Below are 17365 nucleotides of genomic sequence, written 5' to 3'. Positions count from 1 at the left end.
TATATGGAAATCTGTTAAAGGGGAAAAACATAATTATGAGGGATATTTATTTAACTAATAAGCAAGCCCGCAGATTTATACTTCTTAAGCACGGCCTTATAGATGACTATAAATTTACGGGTAGGAATGGTGTGATTGATTTTGTACGTCAAGCAGGCTGTATTCAGTATGATCCAATTGATGTGTGTGGTAAGAATGCCGAACTAGTACTGCAATCCAGAGTAAAAGGCTTTACCAAGCAAATGCTTTATTCACTTTTATACGATGACAGAGCCTTGCTTGACCATTTTGATAAGAATCTTGCAATTATTCAATCTGCAGACTGGAAGTATTTATGGCGTCATCGTGAGGTGTATAAAACCGGCGGCAGGAGTCATGACGAAGTAAATAAGGTATGTGAAGAAATCAAAAATATAATACGCAAACAAGGTCCTGTCTCATCTGCTAACATAGGATTTGACAATAAGGTTAACTGGTATTGGAGTAATACAAAGCTATCTCGTGCCGCTCTTGAAACCATGTATTTTCGCGGTGAGCTGGCAGTACATCATAAGAAAGGAACAATTAAGTATTACGATCTTGCTGAAAATTGCATTGACGCAAAGATATTGAATGCCCACAGACCGCATGCCAACGAACTTGACTATCAGAAGTGGTGTGTATTGCGCAGAATTGGTGCAGTGGGACTATTATGGAATAAAGCCTCTGATGCATGGTTGAATATCATAAATCTAAAAGCAGCTGAGAGAAATGAAATTTTTAAGCGGCTGCTTGCAGAAGAAGGGGTACTTGGAGTTAATGTGGAAAATGTAAAAGACAGGTTGTATTGTCTTTCATCTGACTGTGATTTACTTGAAGAGGTATTGCAGGATTCTAAACTAAAAGAACGCTGTGAACTGATTGCTCCTCTTGACAATATGCTTTGGGACAGAAGACTTATTAAGATACTTTTTGATTTTGACTATAAGTGGGAAATTTACACTCCTAAATTACAGAGAAAATTCGGATACTATGTCCTTCCTTTGCTTTATGGTGATAGTTTTATAGGCAGAGTAGAGGTAGTATGTGATCGTAAGAATAAAACGATGATTGTGAAAAATATCTGGTACGAGGAAAATGTCAAGCAAACTAAGAAGTTAAAAAAGGCGCTTAGCGACTGTATCCAAAGATTTGCCGAATTTAATGAATGCGAATATATCAGAGAAGTTTTGATATAAATTATATTCAGTTCTTGAAGAGGAATAAACTGTAAGGGAATCTAAATACTTTATACTTCAGAAATTATTTTATGTGAGGAAAATAATGATACAAGAGCGATTCAAGTATGCTAAAGCAAATAAAGCTGCAATTGTAAGCAAGGAATATGAAATATTGCCAGGATATATTATTTAATAATATGCCCTGACAATAGTGCTTAAACAAATTCATTGCTCTAAAATTACTTATAATTAATTTACACTGCTTTTGAGCATTGATTGCAACCATTTGTAAGGCCGTTTATACTTTCCGCTGCCAATTTTGTTATTTCGTCATATCTCTTGGTTGATGCATTAAGTGCGGCATCGAAAACCTCGGGCAGCTTTTCCTCAAATACCTTTACACCTTCGTAGGTTATGCCCCCCTTGGTGGATACACGGTGTATGGTTTCTTCAAAGCTCATGTTTTTCTCAAGCAGTAGCCTTGAAGCACCAAGCAGAGATACTAAAAGCATGTGTTCCAGCTCATCGTTCGATAAATTTGTGCTTTTTTTTGAAGCGGCCTTAACGAATTCAAGCATTATTTCGGCGAAGAAACCTGGAAAGCTTGCTGTCATATTTTGTGCTAAATTAATGTCTTCTTCGCCTATAATCTTAACTTCGCTGAAGCTTCCTATTATGCTTTCAAAGAATATTCTTTTATCATCTTTCACAAGCTTGTTGTGAAAAGTAAGTGTTACACCACCGTTAACCATTGATATCAGCGTGGGCATGAATATAGTTATACCGCCTTTGTGAAAATTATATATATCCTTGTGTGCAACCATGGAGGTTGACACCATCAAGTAAGTTTCTTTGTTTAAATACGGCTGGATTTCTAAAAGTACCTTAGGTAAATTGAGGGGTTCAACACATAGCAGGATATTACTGCAGTTTTGAGCCAACTCAATATTACTTTTACATATATTCAGCGATGGATATTTTTTTCTTAAGCTTTCCAACTTTTCTTCCGAACGATTTGCTGCATAAATATTTTCTTCTTTAAATAAATTAAGTTCTATAAATTTGCGAAGCATCATTGAGCCCACATTTCCTATTCCGATTATTCCTATATTTTTTTTCATAATAGCCTCCATATATTAATTTTTAGAAATCAGGTACATATAAAAAATCCGCCCTCACTAAGAGGCGGATTATCCACGGTACCACTCTAATTGCCGCAATGCGGCATCTCATTTCAAATAACGGTTTATGCCGTTCAGGTTGCCATACCTGAAAGCTCCGAGACGGGTTCAATATGCAGAGGGACAAAAACATCTCACCACCAGTTTTTTCTCTTTGGACCATGCAAATTTACTGCTTCTCATCACAGCTCATATTCTGTTTTAAGGTATAAAAAATAAAAACCACCTCTACAAAGAGGCGGATATCCGCGGTACCACTCTAATTACTGTATACAGTATCTCATTTAAATAACGGTTTATGCCGTTCGGGTTGCCACACCCGAAAGCTCCAAGACGGGTTCAATATGCAGAGGGACAAAAACATTTCACCACCAGTTTTCTCTCTTTGGACCATGCAAATTTACTGCTTCTCATCACAGCTGTTTATTTTATATTGCATAATATACCAATAATCTAATTTTGTCAATCTTTTTTTTATACCATTATTTGGATTTTTAAAAGTAAATGGATGTTTTTATTATTTTAAGATTCAATTAATGATGTATGGATATAATATTATTATATATTTATATATCATAATGAGGATATAAATGCAGGAGGAAGAATGAAAGAACAAAAAAATACAAAAAGACCGTTTATATATTATTATGGAATAGTGCTCATAGTAATGGTAATGTTAAATGCTTTTTTAGTTCCATATATGAACAAGCTTCGATCTGAAGTGGTAGAAGTTGATTACGGGACATTTCTATCAATGGTTGAATCAGGAGATGTAACAGAAGTGGAAATAGATGACAGGCAGATTGCCTTTCTCTCAAGCTCTCAGAAGGGGACCGTGTATATAACAGGAAAGATGGATGATCCCAACCTAGTGGACAGGTTGCGATTATATGATAAAGATATAAAGTTTTCCAAGGTAATACCAAAGGAAAATTCTACGTTTTTAAATGCCGTATTGTCATGGGTGCTTCCGCTATTGTTCTTTATTGCAATAGGGCAGATATTATCCAGGCAGTTGCAGAAAAGAATGGGGCCGGGAGCAATGCAGTTTGGTAAAAGCAATGCAAAAATATATGTGGAAGCTCAAACTGGCAAAAGATTTGAAGATGTAGCCGGACAAGATGAAGCGAAGGAAGCTCTCACGGAATTAGTCGATTTCCTTCATAATCCAGGAAAATATGAGGAAATTGGAGCATCTATGCCTAAGGGAGCACTTTTGGTGGGGCCTCCGGGCACAGGTAAGACCTTGCTGGCAAAGGCTGTTGCTGGAGAAGCAAAAGTTCCGTTCTTTTCTATATCAGGTTCGGAATTTGTTGAGATGTTTGTAGGTATGGGTGCTGCAAAGGTCAGAGATTTATTTAAACAGGCTCAGGAAAAAGCTCCGTGCATTGTGTTTATCGATGAAATAGATACAATAGGTAAAAAAAGAGACAGCGCCGGAGGAATAGGGGGAAATGACGAAAGAGAGCAGACGTTAAATCAGCTACTAACGGAAATGGACGGATTTGACGGTACTAAGGGAGTAGTTATACTTGCCGCTACCAACAGACCAGAGTCGCTGGACAGAGCTTTGCTGAGACCGGGCAGGTTTGACAGGCGAATCCCAGTTGAGCTGCCTGATCTTGCCGGACGTGAAGCGATTCTTAAAGTTCATGCAAAGAAGGTGCAGCTTGATGAAAATGTTGATTTTAATGCCGTAGCCAGAGCAACTGCCGGTGCCAGCGGCGCAGAGCTTGCAAATATAATAAATGAAGGTGCGTTACGGGCAGTTAAAAATGGAAGGAGTAAAACATCCCAAGATGATTTGGAGGAAGCTGTTGAAGTTGTAATAGCAGGATATCAGAGAAAAAATGCTGTGATTTCACCTAAGGAAAAGAAAATTGTAGCATACCATGAAATAGGTCATGCCCTTGTTGCTGCAAAGCAGACAGAATCAGCGCCTGTCCATAAAATTACAATAATTCCGCGTACTTCAGGGGCACTGGGCTATACTATGCAGGTTGCCGAAGAAGAACAGTTCCTGCTTTCGAGAGAGGAAGCATTCAATAAAATTGTCACTCTTACAGGTGGACGTGCTGCTGAAGAAGTTATTTTCAATACATTTACAACTGGAGCATCAAATGACATCGAACAGGCAACAAAGCTTGCGAGATCTATGGTCACGCGTTACGGAATGAGCGAGGAGTTTGACATGATGGCATTGGAGAGTGTAAGCAATCCGTATCTTGGAGGAGAGTCTTCCATAGCGTGCTCTTCTGTAACTTCTAGCAAAATAGATGATGAAGTCTTAAAACTAATTAAAAATGCTCATGAAAAAGCAATCAATATTTTAAAAGAAAATGAGGATAAGCTTCATGAGCTTGCAAGTTATTTATTAGAAAAGGAAACTATTACAGGTGAAGAATTTATGGAAATATTAAACAGAAAAAACAATCCAAATTCACCAGAGTAATATTAACAATAAGAAGTAAAAGGAATAGTCAAACGAGGAGAATTGCCCCTATGAATATTTTGGTTACGATTGATTCAAATTATGCAGAGCAGTTGACGGTAATGCTTACATCACTTATAACATCGAACAGTAATGAAAAATTTGATGTTTATTTAGCACATTCGTCTCTGACTGAGAATGATTTTAATTTTATTAAAAGAAGCGTTGATAATGATATGTGCAGTATTACAAATGTTGTGATTCCTGACGATATGTTTGCTGGAGCGCCTGTAACAGACCGATATCCGAAGGAAATGTATTACAGAATTTTCGCGGCTAAATATCTTCCGCAAGACATGGACAAAATTTTGTATCTGGATCCTGACATTGTTGTAATCAACGAGATAAGTGATTTGTACAGCATGGATTTGCGCGGCAATTATTTTGCCGCCGCATCCCATGTAGACAAAAACTTGAAGAGGATAAACGGGATAAGGCTCGATATGCCGGAGGATAGTACATATATAAATTCTGGAGTGATGCTTATGAATTTGAAGGAGTTGAGAGAAAACCAAAATGTTAGGGAGGTGTATGATTACATAGAAAATAAAAAACTATTTTTGCTGCTTCCGGATCAGGATGTTCTTAACGGAGTATACGCAGATAAAACCATGCATCTCGATGCATTGATATATAATCTCAGTGACAGATATTTGAATTTTTATAATGCTAATCCGAAAAATATTGGTAACAAAAAGGATATGAGATGGGTAGCACATAACACATCGATTATTCACTACTGCGGACGTAACAAACCGTGGAAGAATAATTACAGAGGAGATTTGGGAGTATTTTATTATTACTATGAAAATATTTTGAAGAGGGGTAAAAATAAATATGCGTTTTGTAAAAATGACTAAAAAAAATTAAACCATGAAGTTATTTGATAAGTTTTACCATTTGTAAAGGATATTTTTATTTACAAAAAAGAGACTGCATAAAAAGTAAGTCTCTTTTTTGTATAAAAACCCTAGCCAAAACAACAACTTGTATGATACACTGAAGTAGTTGGCTTGATTTATAGTTACTAAGAATAAAAAAACTATTAAAATGTATGGTAATGTCTGAGTTTTAAAATATGGCCGGATATGCACTGTGGTTACAATAAATCAAAGGTGCAGTGATTCCGGTTGCTTTTTTATGGCGCAGGAGAGCTGCAAGCTAATGGCTTATTAATGAGTTTACTCGAACTCACTAAAAATACAATTATTTAGGAGGAATTTTATGATTAAAAAATCAAAACATATGAAAGGTTTAGCGCTAGCATTAGTGTTGCTATTTATAGCAGTATCAGTTAGTGCATGCGGTGGTAAAGACGAAAATACTATTAAGGTAGGTTCAAAAGAATTTACTGAGCAAATAATTTTAGGAAAGATATCTGTAATTGCTTTGGAAAATGCAGGTTTTAATGTGGAAGATAAAACTAATGTAGCTGGATCGGATAAAGTACGTATGGCACTTGAAAGTGGTGATTTTGATTTATATTGGGAATATACAGGGACAGCGTGGCTTTCTCACCTTCAGCATGATGAACCTATAACAGATTCCCAGGAAGCTTTTGAGAAAGTAAGAGATGAAGATGCTAAAAATGGAATTACATGGCTCCAGTATGCACCATTAAATAATACCTATACATTGCTGATGAGGCGTGCGGAGGCAGAAGAGCTTGGCATAAAAACGCTTAGCGATTTAGCTGAATATGTTAATTCAAATCCAGAAGAATTAACAGTTGCGGTAGGTCATGAATTTGCAATAAGACCTGACGGATACCCGGGAGTACAGAAACATTACGGATATGCGCATGACGAAGATGATATAAAAATAATGGACATGGGAATTATGTACAAGACTTTACAGGAAGGACAGGTTGATGTAGCAATGGGACTTTCAACAGATGGGCGTATACCCGCGTATGATTTGGTATCTTTGGAAGATGACAAGGCATTTTTCCCAGTTTATAATGGGGCTCCTATAGTTAGAACTGATGTTTTGGAAAGCAACCCTGAAATAAAGGATGTTCTTGAAGAAATTGCTGGATTATTAGATTCTGAAACAATGATGCAATTAAATTATGAAGTAGATATAAATGAGAGAGAGCCTGAAGAAGTTGCCAGAGAGTGGCTTGAATCAGAAGGTCTTATAAAATAATCGAATGAATAAGCACCTAAATAAGGGTGCTTTTTTTTGCAAAACAACTATAATATTATGGAGATTTTATATATGGACAGATTAAATTATAGTGACAGTGTTGGCTGTTATCCTATAATTATGGCAATCTGTACCTTTTGAAAGTACCAAAATTGCTTATAATAATAGTAGCACATTTATAAGAAAGGATATGGCATATGAAAAATGTTCCAAAAGTAGCAGCCATACATGACATGTCAGGTATGGGAAGGTGCTCTATGACGGTTATAATTCCCATAATGTCAGCGTTGGGCTGTCAGGTTTGTCCTCTGCCAACTGCACTTCTCAGCAATCATTCTGAATACGAATATTTTTATTTTTTTGATTTTACTGATCATATGAAGGAATATTACAGCAATTGGGAAAAAAACGATGCTGAATTTGACTGCCTGTACAGCGGTTTTATAGGTTCAGAGAAACAAATTAACATTATGATAGATATTATAGATAAAATGAAGGAACACAATAATCCGTTAATAGTAGTTGATCCTGTAATGGGCGATCATGGCGAAATTTATAAAACGTATACATCTGAGATGGTGCATAAAATGGGCTGCTTGGTAAATAAGGCTGACATAATTACTCCAAACTTGACGGAAGCAGCAATTTTAATCGGTGAAAAATATGACGGTGAGACAATAAGTATTTCTGCTTTGAAAGAGTATTTGAAAAAACTCTGTTCAATGGGGCCTGGCACGGCAGTTATAACAGGTGTTACCACCAATGAGGGAGAACACATAAATGCGTGTTATGATAAGAATACCGATGAATATTGGAAGGTTCCCTTTGAGTATGTTGATACAAGGTATCCAGGAACCGGTGACTTATTTGCTTCTTTATTTACAGGCTACCTATTGGAAGGGAAAAAATTACCGGAGGCTATGGAAGATGCTTCGATATTTATTTCTAAGGCGGTTAAGGAAACGCACAAGGCAAATACTCCGAAATCCGAAGGGGTTATGTTTGAAAAAATAATGAAAGAATTATACAAGAAACACAAATATTATAAATATTCACGAATATAAATATTAATGATGACATACATGAAAGCGGCCCATGGCGCATCCATAAAGGACGATACCAGCTGTTTTCATGTATTTTTTATGTTAAATTGGTATATTTTATAAAAATAAGCAAATACTATGTGTAATTTACGGGAAAATTTATATAAAAAATCCTTAAAAATGCACAGCAGTCGAATTTCTTAACACCACTTAAGAAAAAATTAATTTGTTTTATTTATATAAATCGGTTATAATAGCACTTGTGCAAAAAAATATGGGATTTTGCATAGGGATTGCCAGAGAGCTATAAGTTAATACTTATACAAAAAGTAAATTTTTCCAGTAAAAATTTACACCTTTATTTGACAGGTAGAAATGTCAATTTTGGAAAAAAGTAAAAGGTTGGTGATAATATGAAAAGAAAAATATACCCATTTATTATGGCAGTATTGATAATGAGCTTTATTGCATTTTATTATTATGATGAAGGAAGCATCGGTGCAAATGTGTTTGCGGATACAAAAAATAACTTAACGGCAATATCAAAACCTTCATTAAAAGAAATAAAATATGATATTTACAAAACTGGAGTAGAGCATGAAACAAAAATATTATATAACAATGAAAAATATGTTGACTATAAGAAAGTAGTTCAGAAAGGATCAGACGGAATGAAGAAATCAGTTTACCAGGAATGCTATACTGACGGAAAACTGACTTCCAAGTCTCTGAAAAAAGAAATAGTATACATTGATCCGGTAGACGAAATTATTGAAATAGGAACAAAGGAATATGAAGTTGTCACATCAAGAGGTGGAATCAGATTTGAAGAAGAGCTTGATATGATAGCAAGTGCATATGATTTATCATATGAAAGCTGCGGCAAGTATCCCGGTGATCCTTACTATGGAATAACAGCATCTGGCACGAAAGCTCAGCCAGGTACGGTTGCGGTGGATCCAAGTGTAATCCCGCTTGGAACGAAGCTATACGTAGCTTCTACAGATGGCAGTCCTGATTATGGTTTTGCAACGGCTCTCGATACAGGAGGTGCCATAAAGGGAAACCGAATCGACTTGTTTTTTGAAGACGGTACAGTATGTTACAACTATGGGATGAGACAAGTAAAAGTTTATATTTTAGAGTAGCCCATCTGAAGCTACTTGATAAATTAAAAACAAAATGAAGTCCTCACACATATAAGTGAGGACTTCATTTTTATCTTTTTAATCAGTAGATTTTTTTATAATAATAAAAACCTTATAATTTTGAATTTTTAAAAATCAATCGGATTTTTTTCTTTTTTCATGTAGGCAAATTGTAAAAAATAGTGTATATTGTTATTATAAATTATTTACATGTGAGGAATGTATGAAAAAACCAATATTTATAGGAATATCAGGAGGAAGCGGCTCGGGAAAAACAACAATAGTTAACAGAATATATTCAGCTGTACCCGAAAAGAGCATTACAATAATGGAGCATGATTCATACTATAAGGATCAGAGCTCATTAACATATGAAGAAAGATGCAAGACAAATTACGACCATCCGTTTGCGTTTGATACGGACTTGTTTGTAGAGCACATAAAGGAATTAAAAAAAGGGAATTCGGTAAGAAAACCGATTTATGATTATGGAATACATAACAGAAAGAATGATACGATTGCTGTGGATCCAAAAGAGATAATTATAGTTGAGGGGCTCTTGGTATTCTACGAAAAAAGAATAAGAGAGTTGCTGGATATTAAAATATATGTTGATACTGATGCAGATATCAGAATTTTAAGAAGAATCGTAAGAGATATTAACGAAAGGTCAAGAAGCCTAGAATCGGTAATAAGCCAATATATGGGTATGGTAAGACCGGCTCATGAACAATTTATAGAGCCAAGCAAGAAATATGCCGATATAATTGTTACAGAAGGCGGAAACAACCTTGTTGCTGTAGACCTTATGGTTACAAAAATTAAATCTCTGCTGGAAAGCTCTAAAAATGTTATGAGGGGCAAAGCTTATGATTAAGGAAATAATAGTCGTTGAGGGTAAATCAGACATAAACGCAGTGAAGAGAGCTGTGGATGCGCAGGTTATAGCTACAAGCGGACTGGGACTCAACCAAAATATTATCAAGACTATAAAAAGAGCTTCAAAAGGAAAAGGAATTATAATACTTACAGATCCGGACTATCCCGGTAAAAAAATAAGATATATGCTTTCAGCTGAAATAGAAAACTGCAAGCATGCTTTTATTCCAAGAGACAAGGCAACCAAAAACGGTGATGTCGGCGTTGAAAATGCTTCTCCGGACATAATAAGAGAAGCATTGAAAAATGCACGGGCTGAAATAACTGAATGCAGGCAGGAATTTACTAACAGGGATATGATTTACTATGATCTTGCAGGCAATGACAATGCATCCAAAAGAAGAGCCAAGGTTGGTGATGAGCTTGGCATAGGATATTGCAGTGCAAAACAATTCTTGAAAAGAATAAATTCATTCGGTATAACCAGAGCCGAACTGGAAAAAGCAGTTATATTGGCAGATAAAAAAGAGGTAGCGGATAAATAATGGATGACAAAAAACTATACTCCCCAAGAGTGATGAAGGATATACTTGATAAGTACGGATTTAAGTTTAGTAAGAGCCTCGGGCAGAATTTTCTCATAGACGGAAATATAATCAATAAGATAGTAGATGTAGCAGAACTGGATGAAAATTCCGGAGTGCTTGAAATAGGACCGGGATTTGGTACTCTGACCCAGATTCTTTGCGGCAGGGCGAAAAAGGTTGTTGCTATAGAAGTGGATAAAAGTCTGGAAAAGGTGCATAGGGAAACTCTGAATTACGACAACCTTAAATTAATATATGATGATTTTATGAAGGTAGATGTAAATAAGCTTATTGATGAAGAGTTCTCCGGACTTGATGTAAAAATAGTTGCTAATTTGCCTTACTACATAACAACTCCAATAATCATGAAAATACTTGAAGAAAAATATAAAGTTTCAAAGATTGTGGTCATGGTTCAAAAGGAAGTGGCTCAAAGGCTTAATTCAGCACCTGGAAGTAAAGAATTCGGAGCTATAACTCTTGCGGTACAATATAGGGCAGATACGAATATTGCCATGATTGTTCCGAATTCCGTGTTTATGCCACGGCCAAAGGTAGATTCGGCAGTAATTGAATTCAACATCCTGGGCACACCTAGAATAACTGTACAGGATGAAGATTTACTTTTTAGGGTAATAAAGGCATCGTTCGGACAGAGAAGGAAGACTTTGCTTAACGGAATGAGCAACAACTTGAAAATATCAAAGGATATTGTTAAAAATGCTTTGGAAAATGCGGAAATTGACCCGAGTGTCAGGGGAGAGATGCTGTGTCTGGAGCAATTCGGAAAAATTTCGGATGAATTGAGTAAATTAATTTTATAATTAAAACACATAAAACGGGGTATATATTACAATAACATAATATAGTAATATAATGGGAGGCATTTATGAAAATTTATACCAAGACAGGTGATAAAGGACAGACATCGCTTTATGACGGAACAAGAATTGACAAGGATTCGTTAAGAGTTGAATCCTACGGCACTGTTGATGAGCTTAATTCTTCCATAGGTGTTGCAATCAGATTTGTTGAAGATGAAGATATAAGGGAATCTCTCAAAAAAATTCAGATGCGCCTTTTCTTTGTAGCCGGTGAGCTTGCTACAATTGAAGAAGGAAGGTACAAATATAAGATAACGGAAGAAGATATAGCGGCTCTTGAAAAAATAATCGACGGCTGTATTTCAGAAATAAAAGGGGAAGATAAATTTATAGTTCCAGGCTCTTCGAAAGCAGCGGCATACCTGCATGTAGCCAGAACTATATGCAGAAGAGCAGAGAGAAGAATAATAACATTAAAAAAGCATGAGCAGGTTAGTGATGTTCTCCTTAAATTTGTCAACAGACTTTCAGATGTTCTTTATTCATATGCAAGATACCTTGAAAGTGATTTGACTATAATGGATTTTGAAAAAGCATATAATGAAAAGCTCTAAGTTCTATAATTATCTGAAAGGGAAACGGAAATCCGTTTCCCTTTATTAATTAAAAATTAAGATTTAATTTATTTACAAAAACATAATTTGTGTTATTATATATCAATGATACTAATTTTGGAGGAAGTAAAATTGAAGCGATTTCTTAAGGTGTTTTTTACATCCCTCATTTGCTTTTCGCTGGTTGCGACTGCTGGTTTATATGTTCTTGCCGGGTTTAGCAGCGATCAAAATGTGGATGCTTCAGATATATTTAATATAATAGGTAACGACAAAGAAAAAAGAATAAACGTGCTTTTGCTCGGTCTAGAACATGAACGGTCTGATACAATAATGCTTGCAAGCTATGATACAAAAACAAAGACAGCCGATATAATTTCTATTCCCAGAGATACATACGTGGAAAGAGACGGCTTTGTAAACAGCGCAAACAACAAAATAAATTCTGTCTATACTGTAAAAGGGATGGAAGGACTAAAGAAAGTAGTCTTAAACATTACAGGTATTGAAGTAGATAAGTTTGTTACAATTGATTATGATGGTGTAAGAGCTGCAGTTGATGCTGTAGGAGGAGTAGAGGTAGATGTACCGTTTCATATGAGATATACCGACCCGTATTCAGATCCACCTTTGGATATAAACATACCTGCCGGGGTACAGACTATAGATGGCGATAATGCCATGGAATTTTTAAGATTTAGAAAAACCAATTATTCCGGATACTCGGGGTATTCAGAAGGTGACTTGGGAAGAATAGAAGCTCAGCAGGGATTTATTAAATCAGCAATTAAAAAAGCGCTTAGTTTTAAGTTGCCTAAGGTTGTCAGCGAGGTTTACCCGTATGTGGACACAGACTTTACATTAGCTGAGGCAACTTCTTTAGCTGTGAGCAGCATTGGACTTTCAACTGAAAATATAAATTTTCATGTTTTGCCGGGAAATTCAAAGACAATAAATGGACTTTCGTTCTATATAATGGATACAACTGAAACTAAAGATCTTGTTTACAGCATACTCGAAATAGAATAATAAATGGACTAAAAAAAACGCCCGAAGGCGTTTTTTATTTAGTGTCAGAAAATATCTCTATCAGAAGGAGATTCGGTTTGCCTGTTTGCAAGCATCTTTTCTCCCATTCGAACCATTTCCCGGACACTCAGGCCATTAACAATGGCAGGATACATTTCAGAAGTCGTGCCGTTTATTGTAGGGATACCTAAGTCCTGCGCTATTTCCATTTTCAGATTATTAATGGCCTGCTGAGCTTCAGGAACTATTATTTTGTTCTTGCTCATAATATACAGCTCCTTTCATTTTATGAAGCTATATATTTATTATTATCATCAATCAAAAAAATAAACTGATAAATATTTCTATAATAAAAAATTAATGTAAAAATTTATACTTGGTTATATAGTTACCAGTGTAATTTCATTATGGGGATAATGAGTACTTATAATAGTAAGCTGCTGAAAAATTTCAAGTTGACTTAGTTGTTGCCCGAAGCGCTTAGACATAACAGAGAAATGAATTACTGAATCGGGCTAATAGTTGCTTTTTCAGCAGCTTTATGAGTAGTACATACCGACAGGTATATTATCTGGGAACAGTTATAGGAGTTTCAAGTGAATTCCAAAGCCATCCGCAGCAGCATCTGTGGCATCTGTTGCTTCCGCCTGAGCCTTGGACATTATTGCAGCGGTTTCCGCCAGCTCCGGCAGTGTTATTATTGCATCCGCTGCCTCCGGTGCCTCTGAAATTTCCGCAGTTTCTTCCTCCGGCACCTAATATATTGTTACATCTTCTTCCGCCAGTTCCGAGCACATCGCATCGTCCTGTGCCGCTTATGCATCCGGGTCCTCTCAGTGCTATTCTGGGAATTTCAGATTCTCCCATAACCTGACCGTTTCCACATCTACATCTACATCTACATCTATTATTGCAACACATTATAACACCTTATTCTTTTTAAATTTGAGCCAAGCTCATTAATATCATATTCGACATATTTCAAAGTGTTACGACATGTACACTATTTTAAAAAATATAATTATATCTTACTTTTTAATGGTTACATTGAATTCCTGCATCCATGTATTAATCTGTATAAAGTAGGCAATGAGCTGAGGGCCTGTCATAAGTTGACCATACCATGGTTTTTTGAAGGATTTGCCTCCGGATTCTACTATATCGCTGACCTTTTCCTTGTCAATAAGCTGATAAATAGGTGCGTTACTATCTGACAGGATGTTTCTCATTTTGCTTTGAACAGCATTTGTGTAATCAATATGATGTGTTTTGGGATAAGGAGATTTTTTTCGGTCTATAATATAATCAGGAAGCATTCCTCTCAATGCCTCTCTTAGAAGACCCTTTTCTCTGCCATTGTAAAATTTAAATTTATTAGGAATATTAAAAGCGTATTCAACTAACCTGTAATCAGCAAACGGTACTCTTACTTCAAGGCTGTTAGCCATGCTCATGCGGTCTTTTCTGTTTAAAAGCGCCATCATAAACCATTTTATATTAAGATAAAACAGCTCTCTCATTCTTGATTCTTCTTTTGATTCACCGCTGAGTTTAGATACTTTGATGATAGTATCGTGATACTTTTGATTTACATAATCCTCTATCGGAAGATGTGATAGCTCCTTATTAATGATTTCACGTCTTTCTTTTGTTGATTTTGACCATGGGAATGTATCGGAACTTATATCTTCAGGGCGTGTAAACCATGGATATCCTCCGAAGATTTCATCAGCGCACTCACCTGACAGGGCTACCGTAAAATTCTTTCTTATTTCTCTGCAGAATAATAACAGTGAGGAATCAATATCCGCCATTCCTGGTAGATCGTTTGCTTTGACTGCATCCTCAAGGGCGTTCATAAGTTTTAAGTTGTCGAGTACTACTGTATGGTGAATGCTTTTAATATGCTCGGACATTTTTACTGCAAATTGCTGATCGGAAGTTGGCTGGAACATATTAGAATGAAAGTACTTGTCATTATCCTTGTAATCTATGGAATATGTGTTGAGTATTTCTCTACCGTGTTTAGCCAGGTATTTAGAAGATATTGAGGAAATGGCGCTTGAATCAAGTCCGCCTGAAAGAAATGTGCATAACGGAACATCAGAGACAAGCTGTCTCTCAACAGCATCAATCAACAGATTTCTAACAGACTGTTTTGTTTGTTTGAAATCCTCTTCGTGAGGTTTTGCTTCGAGTTTCCAATATTCTCTGAGCATAGTTGAGCCGTCTCTGTAAAAAAGGTAGTGAGCAGGTGGAATTTCTTTAATATCTTTAAATATTCCGCTGCCCAATGAACGTGCAGGTCCAAGGCCTAGTATTTCCATGATTCCTTCTTCTCCTATAGCAGGTTCTGCCATGGGATGTGCAAGTATGGCCTTTATCTGAGAAGCAAATAAAAGGTTATTATCCTTAAAGCTGTAGAATAATGGTTTTACTCCCAAATGGTCTCTTGCCAGAAAGAAAGTTTTGTTGTATTCATCCCAAACACCGAATGCAAAAATGCCGTTTATGTGATTAACACAGTTTGGACCCCACTCAATATATGAGACAAGCAGCACTTCCGTATCTGAATATGATTCAAAATTGTATCCTTTTAATTTTAGTTCATTTCTTAAATCGTCCGTGTTGTAAAGTTCGCCGTTGTACACCATCAAAAACTTGTGCTCCCCTATCTGCCTTATCATTGGTTGTACTCCGCCTTCAGCATCAACAATTATTAAACGCCTGTGACCAAGTATTATATTTTCATCCTCATAGTAGCCGGAATTATCCGGCCCTCTGGATAATAATTTATCAGTCATGTTTTTCATTATTTCCATGTTGCCTGAGATTTTTGCTTTGGTGTTAATCCATCCTGCAATACCACACATATGATGCCTCCTAATTAATTTTGATAAAATAATTTTATGTGTCAATACATCTATTGTTCCATAATAATTTTATAAAATGTAATTACAGTTTAAAGTAAACAGTGGAAATATTATCCTGATTATTATATAATATTTCTATGGCTTTGATATTTCTATGGCCTAAGGATGTAAAAATGAATATGTGGAGATAACGATACCATAGGATTTTAGCATTGAAGGAAGTGCAACACATAATTTAAAAACATGGGAGGAATAAAATGTTTTGTTGCAGAGATATACCATTCAGCGATGTTTCAATTATAAAGTGTTTGTGGGAAAAGAACAGAGAGTACCATGAAAGATTATCAAAAAATTTTGGAGAAATATATTCAAATCTGATTTTTGAAGAGAGAATCAATAATTTTGGTGTCTTTGATAAAGACCACATAAAAATAACAATTGCCGAAAATTCCTCAGACAAAGAAATATTGGGATATTGTATATCCACTTTTAATGGAGTTGAAGGAGAAACTCACTCTCTACATGTATATGAAGGTGCCCGTGGGTGTGGAATTGGTAAAAGCCTGATGAGCAGCCATATAGAGTGGATGAAAAATAATGGGTGCACAAATATTACAATAATAGTTGCATATGAAAACGAAAATACAATTCAGTTTTACAGAACATTAGGGTTTAAAGAAAATACCATTGAAATGCGGTTATAATAAATACATGAAGTGCATTGAAATCAAATTAGGACTACTTTCAGGACAACTTCTTTTATAGCAGCACAAATTATGGTATTATATAGTAAACATAAGAATTAACAGGGGGCAAAAATGATCGAAACTAAAAGACTGTACTTGGATGATGCAAAGGAATCAGATATAGATACAATTATGGAGTTGGAAAATCATAAAGATAACAGGAACTTCGTATGGAAAGGCACTTATAAAGAGCATAAGGAAGAAATTAAGAACAGTGACTTTTTCCTCTTTGTTGTCAAGCAGAAGGAAGATAGCGAAACCGTAGGGTTCTGTCTTATTCACCTGGATAATAAGTCCAGACGATTTGAGCTTAGGAGATTTGTTATCTCAAAAAAAAGAATGGGATATGGTAGTGAAGTAATAACAGGATTGTTTAAGTTTGCATTTGAAAATCTTAAAATGAACAAATTCTGGTTGGACGTATATCCTGATAATTCTGCAGGAATAAAGCTCTACGAAAAGGTGGGAATGCACAGGGATGGTGTGCTGAGGCAGAATTACAAATCCGAGAGAGGATACTTGGATCAGGTGGTTTACTCTATGCTAAAAGATGAATACTTTCAAAAATATTAAAAGGGGAAGTTAATTGAAGAAAGCCGACAA

17 protein-coding genes and 2 other annotated features are annotated in these 17365 nt (G+C 35.8%); of the genes, 13 read left to right on the top strand and 4 right to left on the bottom strand.

The window, feature by feature from the left end:
• Window positions 1-35 precede the first annotated feature (35 nt).
• Complete coding sequence (locus ACS3UD_RS08135; RefSeq protein ID WP_308136955.1) at window positions 36-1217, top strand: winged helix-turn-helix domain-containing protein; 1182 nt, start codon at window positions 36-38, stop codon at window positions 1215-1217.
• A gap of 236 nt (window positions 1218-1453) precedes the next feature.
• On the opposite strand, the gene ACS3UD_RS08130 is transcribed toward ACS3UD_RS08135, so the two are convergent.
• Window positions 1454-2320 (bottom strand): pyrroline-5-carboxylate reductase dimerization domain-containing protein, encoded by an 867-nt coding sequence (locus ACS3UD_RS08130; RefSeq protein ID WP_308136956.1) that lies wholly within the window; start codon window positions 2318-2320, stop codon window positions 1454-1456.
• A 57-nt stretch (window positions 2321-2377) separates the two neighbouring features.
• Window positions 2378-2575, bottom strand: a binding site (T-box leader).
• Window positions 2576-2611: 36 nt separating this feature from the next.
• Window positions 2612-2806, bottom strand: a binding site (T-box leader).
• 178 nt (window positions 2807-2984) lie between these two features.
• On the opposite strand from ACS3UD_RS08130, the gene ftsH reads away from it, so the two are divergent.
• The 10 genes from ftsH (at window position 2985) to ACS3UD_RS08080 (ending at window position 13143) form a co-directional block, all read left to right on the top strand.
• Window positions 2985-4832 carry an ATP-dependent zinc metalloprotease FtsH gene (ftsH, locus tag ACS3UD_RS08125; RefSeq protein WP_308136957.1) on the top strand — a complete coding sequence of 616 codons (1848 nt, stop codon included), beginning with the start codon at window positions 2985-2987 and terminating at the stop codon, window positions 4830-4832.
• 50 nt (window positions 4833-4882) lie between these two features.
• Entirely contained in the window at window positions 4883-5731 is an 849-nt protein-coding gene (locus ACS3UD_RS08120; RefSeq protein WP_308136958.1) for a glycosyltransferase family 8 protein, read from the top strand.
• Between the two features lie 364 nt (window positions 5732-6095).
• Complete coding sequence (locus tag ACS3UD_RS08115; RefSeq protein WP_308136959.1) at window positions 6096-7019, top strand: glycine betaine ABC transporter substrate-binding protein; 924 nt, start codon at window positions 6096-6098, stop codon at window positions 7017-7019.
• 197 nt (window positions 7020-7216) lie between these two features.
• Entirely contained in the window at window positions 7217-8083 is an 867-nt protein-coding gene (locus tag ACS3UD_RS08110) for a pyridoxamine kinase (RefSeq protein ID WP_308136960.1), read from the top strand.
• A 392-nt stretch (window positions 8084-8475) separates the two neighbouring features.
• A complete protein-coding gene (locus tag ACS3UD_RS08105; RefSeq protein WP_308136961.1) occupies window positions 8476-9210 on the top strand; it encodes a 3D domain-containing protein in 735 nt (244 codons plus the stop codon).
• 223 nt (window positions 9211-9433) lie between these two features.
• Entirely contained in the window at window positions 9434-10087 is a 654-nt protein-coding gene (gene udk / locus ACS3UD_RS08100; protein ID WP_308136962.1) for a uridine kinase, read from the top strand.
• Entirely contained in the window at window positions 10080-10634 is a 555-nt protein-coding gene (gene rnmV / locus ACS3UD_RS08095; RefSeq protein WP_308136963.1) for a ribonuclease M5, read from the top strand. The genes udk and rnmV overlap by 8 nt, the downstream gene beginning before the upstream one ends.
• On the top strand, window positions 10634-11500 hold the full coding sequence (gene rsmA / locus ACS3UD_RS08090; RefSeq protein ID WP_308136964.1) for a 16S rRNA (adenine(1518)-N(6)/adenine(1519)-N(6))-dimethyltransferase RsmA: 867 nt from the start codon (window positions 10634-10636) through the stop codon (window positions 11498-11500). Before rnmV ends, rsmA begins: the two co-directional genes overlap by 1 nt.
• A 65-nt stretch (window positions 11501-11565) precedes the next feature.
• Entirely contained in the window at window positions 11566-12114 is a 549-nt protein-coding gene (locus tag ACS3UD_RS08085; protein ID WP_308136965.1) for a cob(I)yrinic acid a,c-diamide adenosyltransferase, read from the top strand.
• A gap of 132 nt (window positions 12115-12246) precedes the next feature.
• On the top strand, window positions 12247-13143 hold the full coding sequence (locus ACS3UD_RS08080) for an LCP family protein (protein ID WP_308136966.1): 897 nt from the start codon (window positions 12247-12249) through the stop codon (window positions 13141-13143).
• 44 nt (window positions 13144-13187) lie between these two features.
• Here the strand turns inward: ACS3UD_RS08080 and ACS3UD_RS08075 are convergent, their stop codons facing one another.
• From ACS3UD_RS08075 to asnB, 3 genes are all read right to left on the bottom strand, one after another.
• Window positions 13188-13409, bottom strand: a complete 222-nt coding sequence (locus tag ACS3UD_RS08075) for a small, acid-soluble spore protein, alpha/beta type (RefSeq protein ID WP_308136967.1) — start codon at window positions 13407-13409, stop codon at window positions 13188-13190.
• A 301-nt stretch (window positions 13410-13710) separates the two neighbouring features.
• Window positions 13711-14010, bottom strand: a complete 300-nt coding sequence (locus tag ACS3UD_RS08070; protein ID WP_308136968.1) for a hypothetical protein — start codon at window positions 14008-14010, stop codon at window positions 13711-13713.
• Between the two features lie 161 nt (window positions 14011-14171).
• Entirely contained in the window at window positions 14172-16016 is a 1845-nt protein-coding gene (gene asnB / locus ACS3UD_RS08065; RefSeq protein ID WP_308136969.1) for an asparagine synthase (glutamine-hydrolyzing), read from the bottom strand.
• A 257-nt stretch (window positions 16017-16273) separates the two neighbouring features.
• Between asnB and ACS3UD_RS08060 the strand changes: the two genes are divergently transcribed.
• A complete protein-coding gene (locus tag ACS3UD_RS08060; protein WP_308136970.1) occupies window positions 16274-16720 on the top strand; it encodes a GNAT family N-acetyltransferase in 447 nt (148 codons plus the stop codon).
• A 114-nt stretch (window positions 16721-16834) separates the two neighbouring features.
• Window positions 16835-17335, top strand: a complete 501-nt coding sequence (locus ACS3UD_RS08055; RefSeq protein WP_308136971.1) for a GNAT family N-acetyltransferase — start codon at window positions 16835-16837, stop codon at window positions 17333-17335.
• The last annotated feature ends 30 nt before the right edge of the window (window positions 17336-17365 follow it).

The sequence above is a fragment of the Sedimentibacter sp. LTW-03 genome (assembly GCF_052059825.1).
GTDB lineage: Bacteria > Bacillota > Clostridia > Tissierellales > Sedimentibacteraceae > Sedimentibacter.
This window is presented reverse-complemented; position numbering and strand designations above follow the sequence as displayed.

What these genes read in the sequence shown, in the direction of transcription:
- ACS3UD_RS08135 (WP_308136955.1), top strand. Translation starts at nt 36, where the DNA reads ATGAGGGATATTTATTTAACTAATAAGCAAGCCCGCAGATTTATACTT.
- ACS3UD_RS08130 (WP_308136956.1), bottom strand. Translation starts at nt 2,320, where the DNA reads ATGAAAAAAAATATAGGAATAATCGGAATAGGAAATGTGGGCTCAATG.
- ftsH (WP_308136957.1), top strand. Translation starts at nt 2,985, where the DNA reads ATGAAAGAACAAAAAAATACAAAAAGACCGTTTATATATTATTATGGA.
- ACS3UD_RS08120 (WP_308136958.1), top strand. Translation starts at nt 4,883, where the DNA reads ATGAATATTTTGGTTACGATTGATTCAAATTATGCAGAGCAGTTGACG.
- ACS3UD_RS08115 (WP_308136959.1), top strand. Translation starts at nt 6,096, where the DNA reads ATGATTAAAAAATCAAAACATATGAAAGGTTTAGCGCTAGCATTAGTG.
- ACS3UD_RS08110 (WP_308136960.1), top strand. Translation starts at nt 7,217, where the DNA reads ATGAAAAATGTTCCAAAAGTAGCAGCCATACATGACATGTCAGGTATG.
- ACS3UD_RS08105 (WP_308136961.1), top strand. Translation starts at nt 8,476, where the DNA reads ATGAAAAGAAAAATATACCCATTTATTATGGCAGTATTGATAATGAGC.
- udk (WP_308136962.1), top strand. Translation starts at nt 9,434, where the DNA reads ATGAAAAAACCAATATTTATAGGAATATCAGGAGGAAGCGGCTCGGGA.
- rnmV (WP_308136963.1), top strand. Translation starts at nt 10,080, where the DNA reads ATGATTAAGGAAATAATAGTCGTTGAGGGTAAATCAGACATAAACGCA.
- rsmA (WP_308136964.1), top strand. Translation starts at nt 10,634, where the DNA reads ATGGATGACAAAAAACTATACTCCCCAAGAGTGATGAAGGATATACTT.
- ACS3UD_RS08085 (WP_308136965.1), top strand. Translation starts at nt 11,566, where the DNA reads ATGAAAATTTATACCAAGACAGGTGATAAAGGACAGACATCGCTTTAT.
- ACS3UD_RS08075 (WP_308136967.1), bottom strand. Translation starts at nt 13,409, where the DNA reads ATGAGCAAGAACAAAATAATAGTTCCTGAAGCTCAGCAGGCCATTAAT.
- ACS3UD_RS08070 (WP_308136968.1), bottom strand. Translation starts at nt 14,010, where the DNA reads ATGGGAGAATCTGAAATTCCCAGAATAGCACTGAGAGGACCCGGATGC.
- asnB (WP_308136969.1), bottom strand. Translation starts at nt 16,016, where the DNA reads ATGTGTGGTATTGCAGGATGGATTAACACCAAAGCAAAAATCTCAGGC.
- ACS3UD_RS08060 (WP_308136970.1), top strand. Translation starts at nt 16,274, where the DNA reads ATGTTTTGTTGCAGAGATATACCATTCAGCGATGTTTCAATTATAAAG.
- ACS3UD_RS08055 (WP_308136971.1), top strand. Translation starts at nt 16,835, where the DNA reads ATGATCGAAACTAAAAGACTGTACTTGGATGATGCAAAGGAATCAGAT.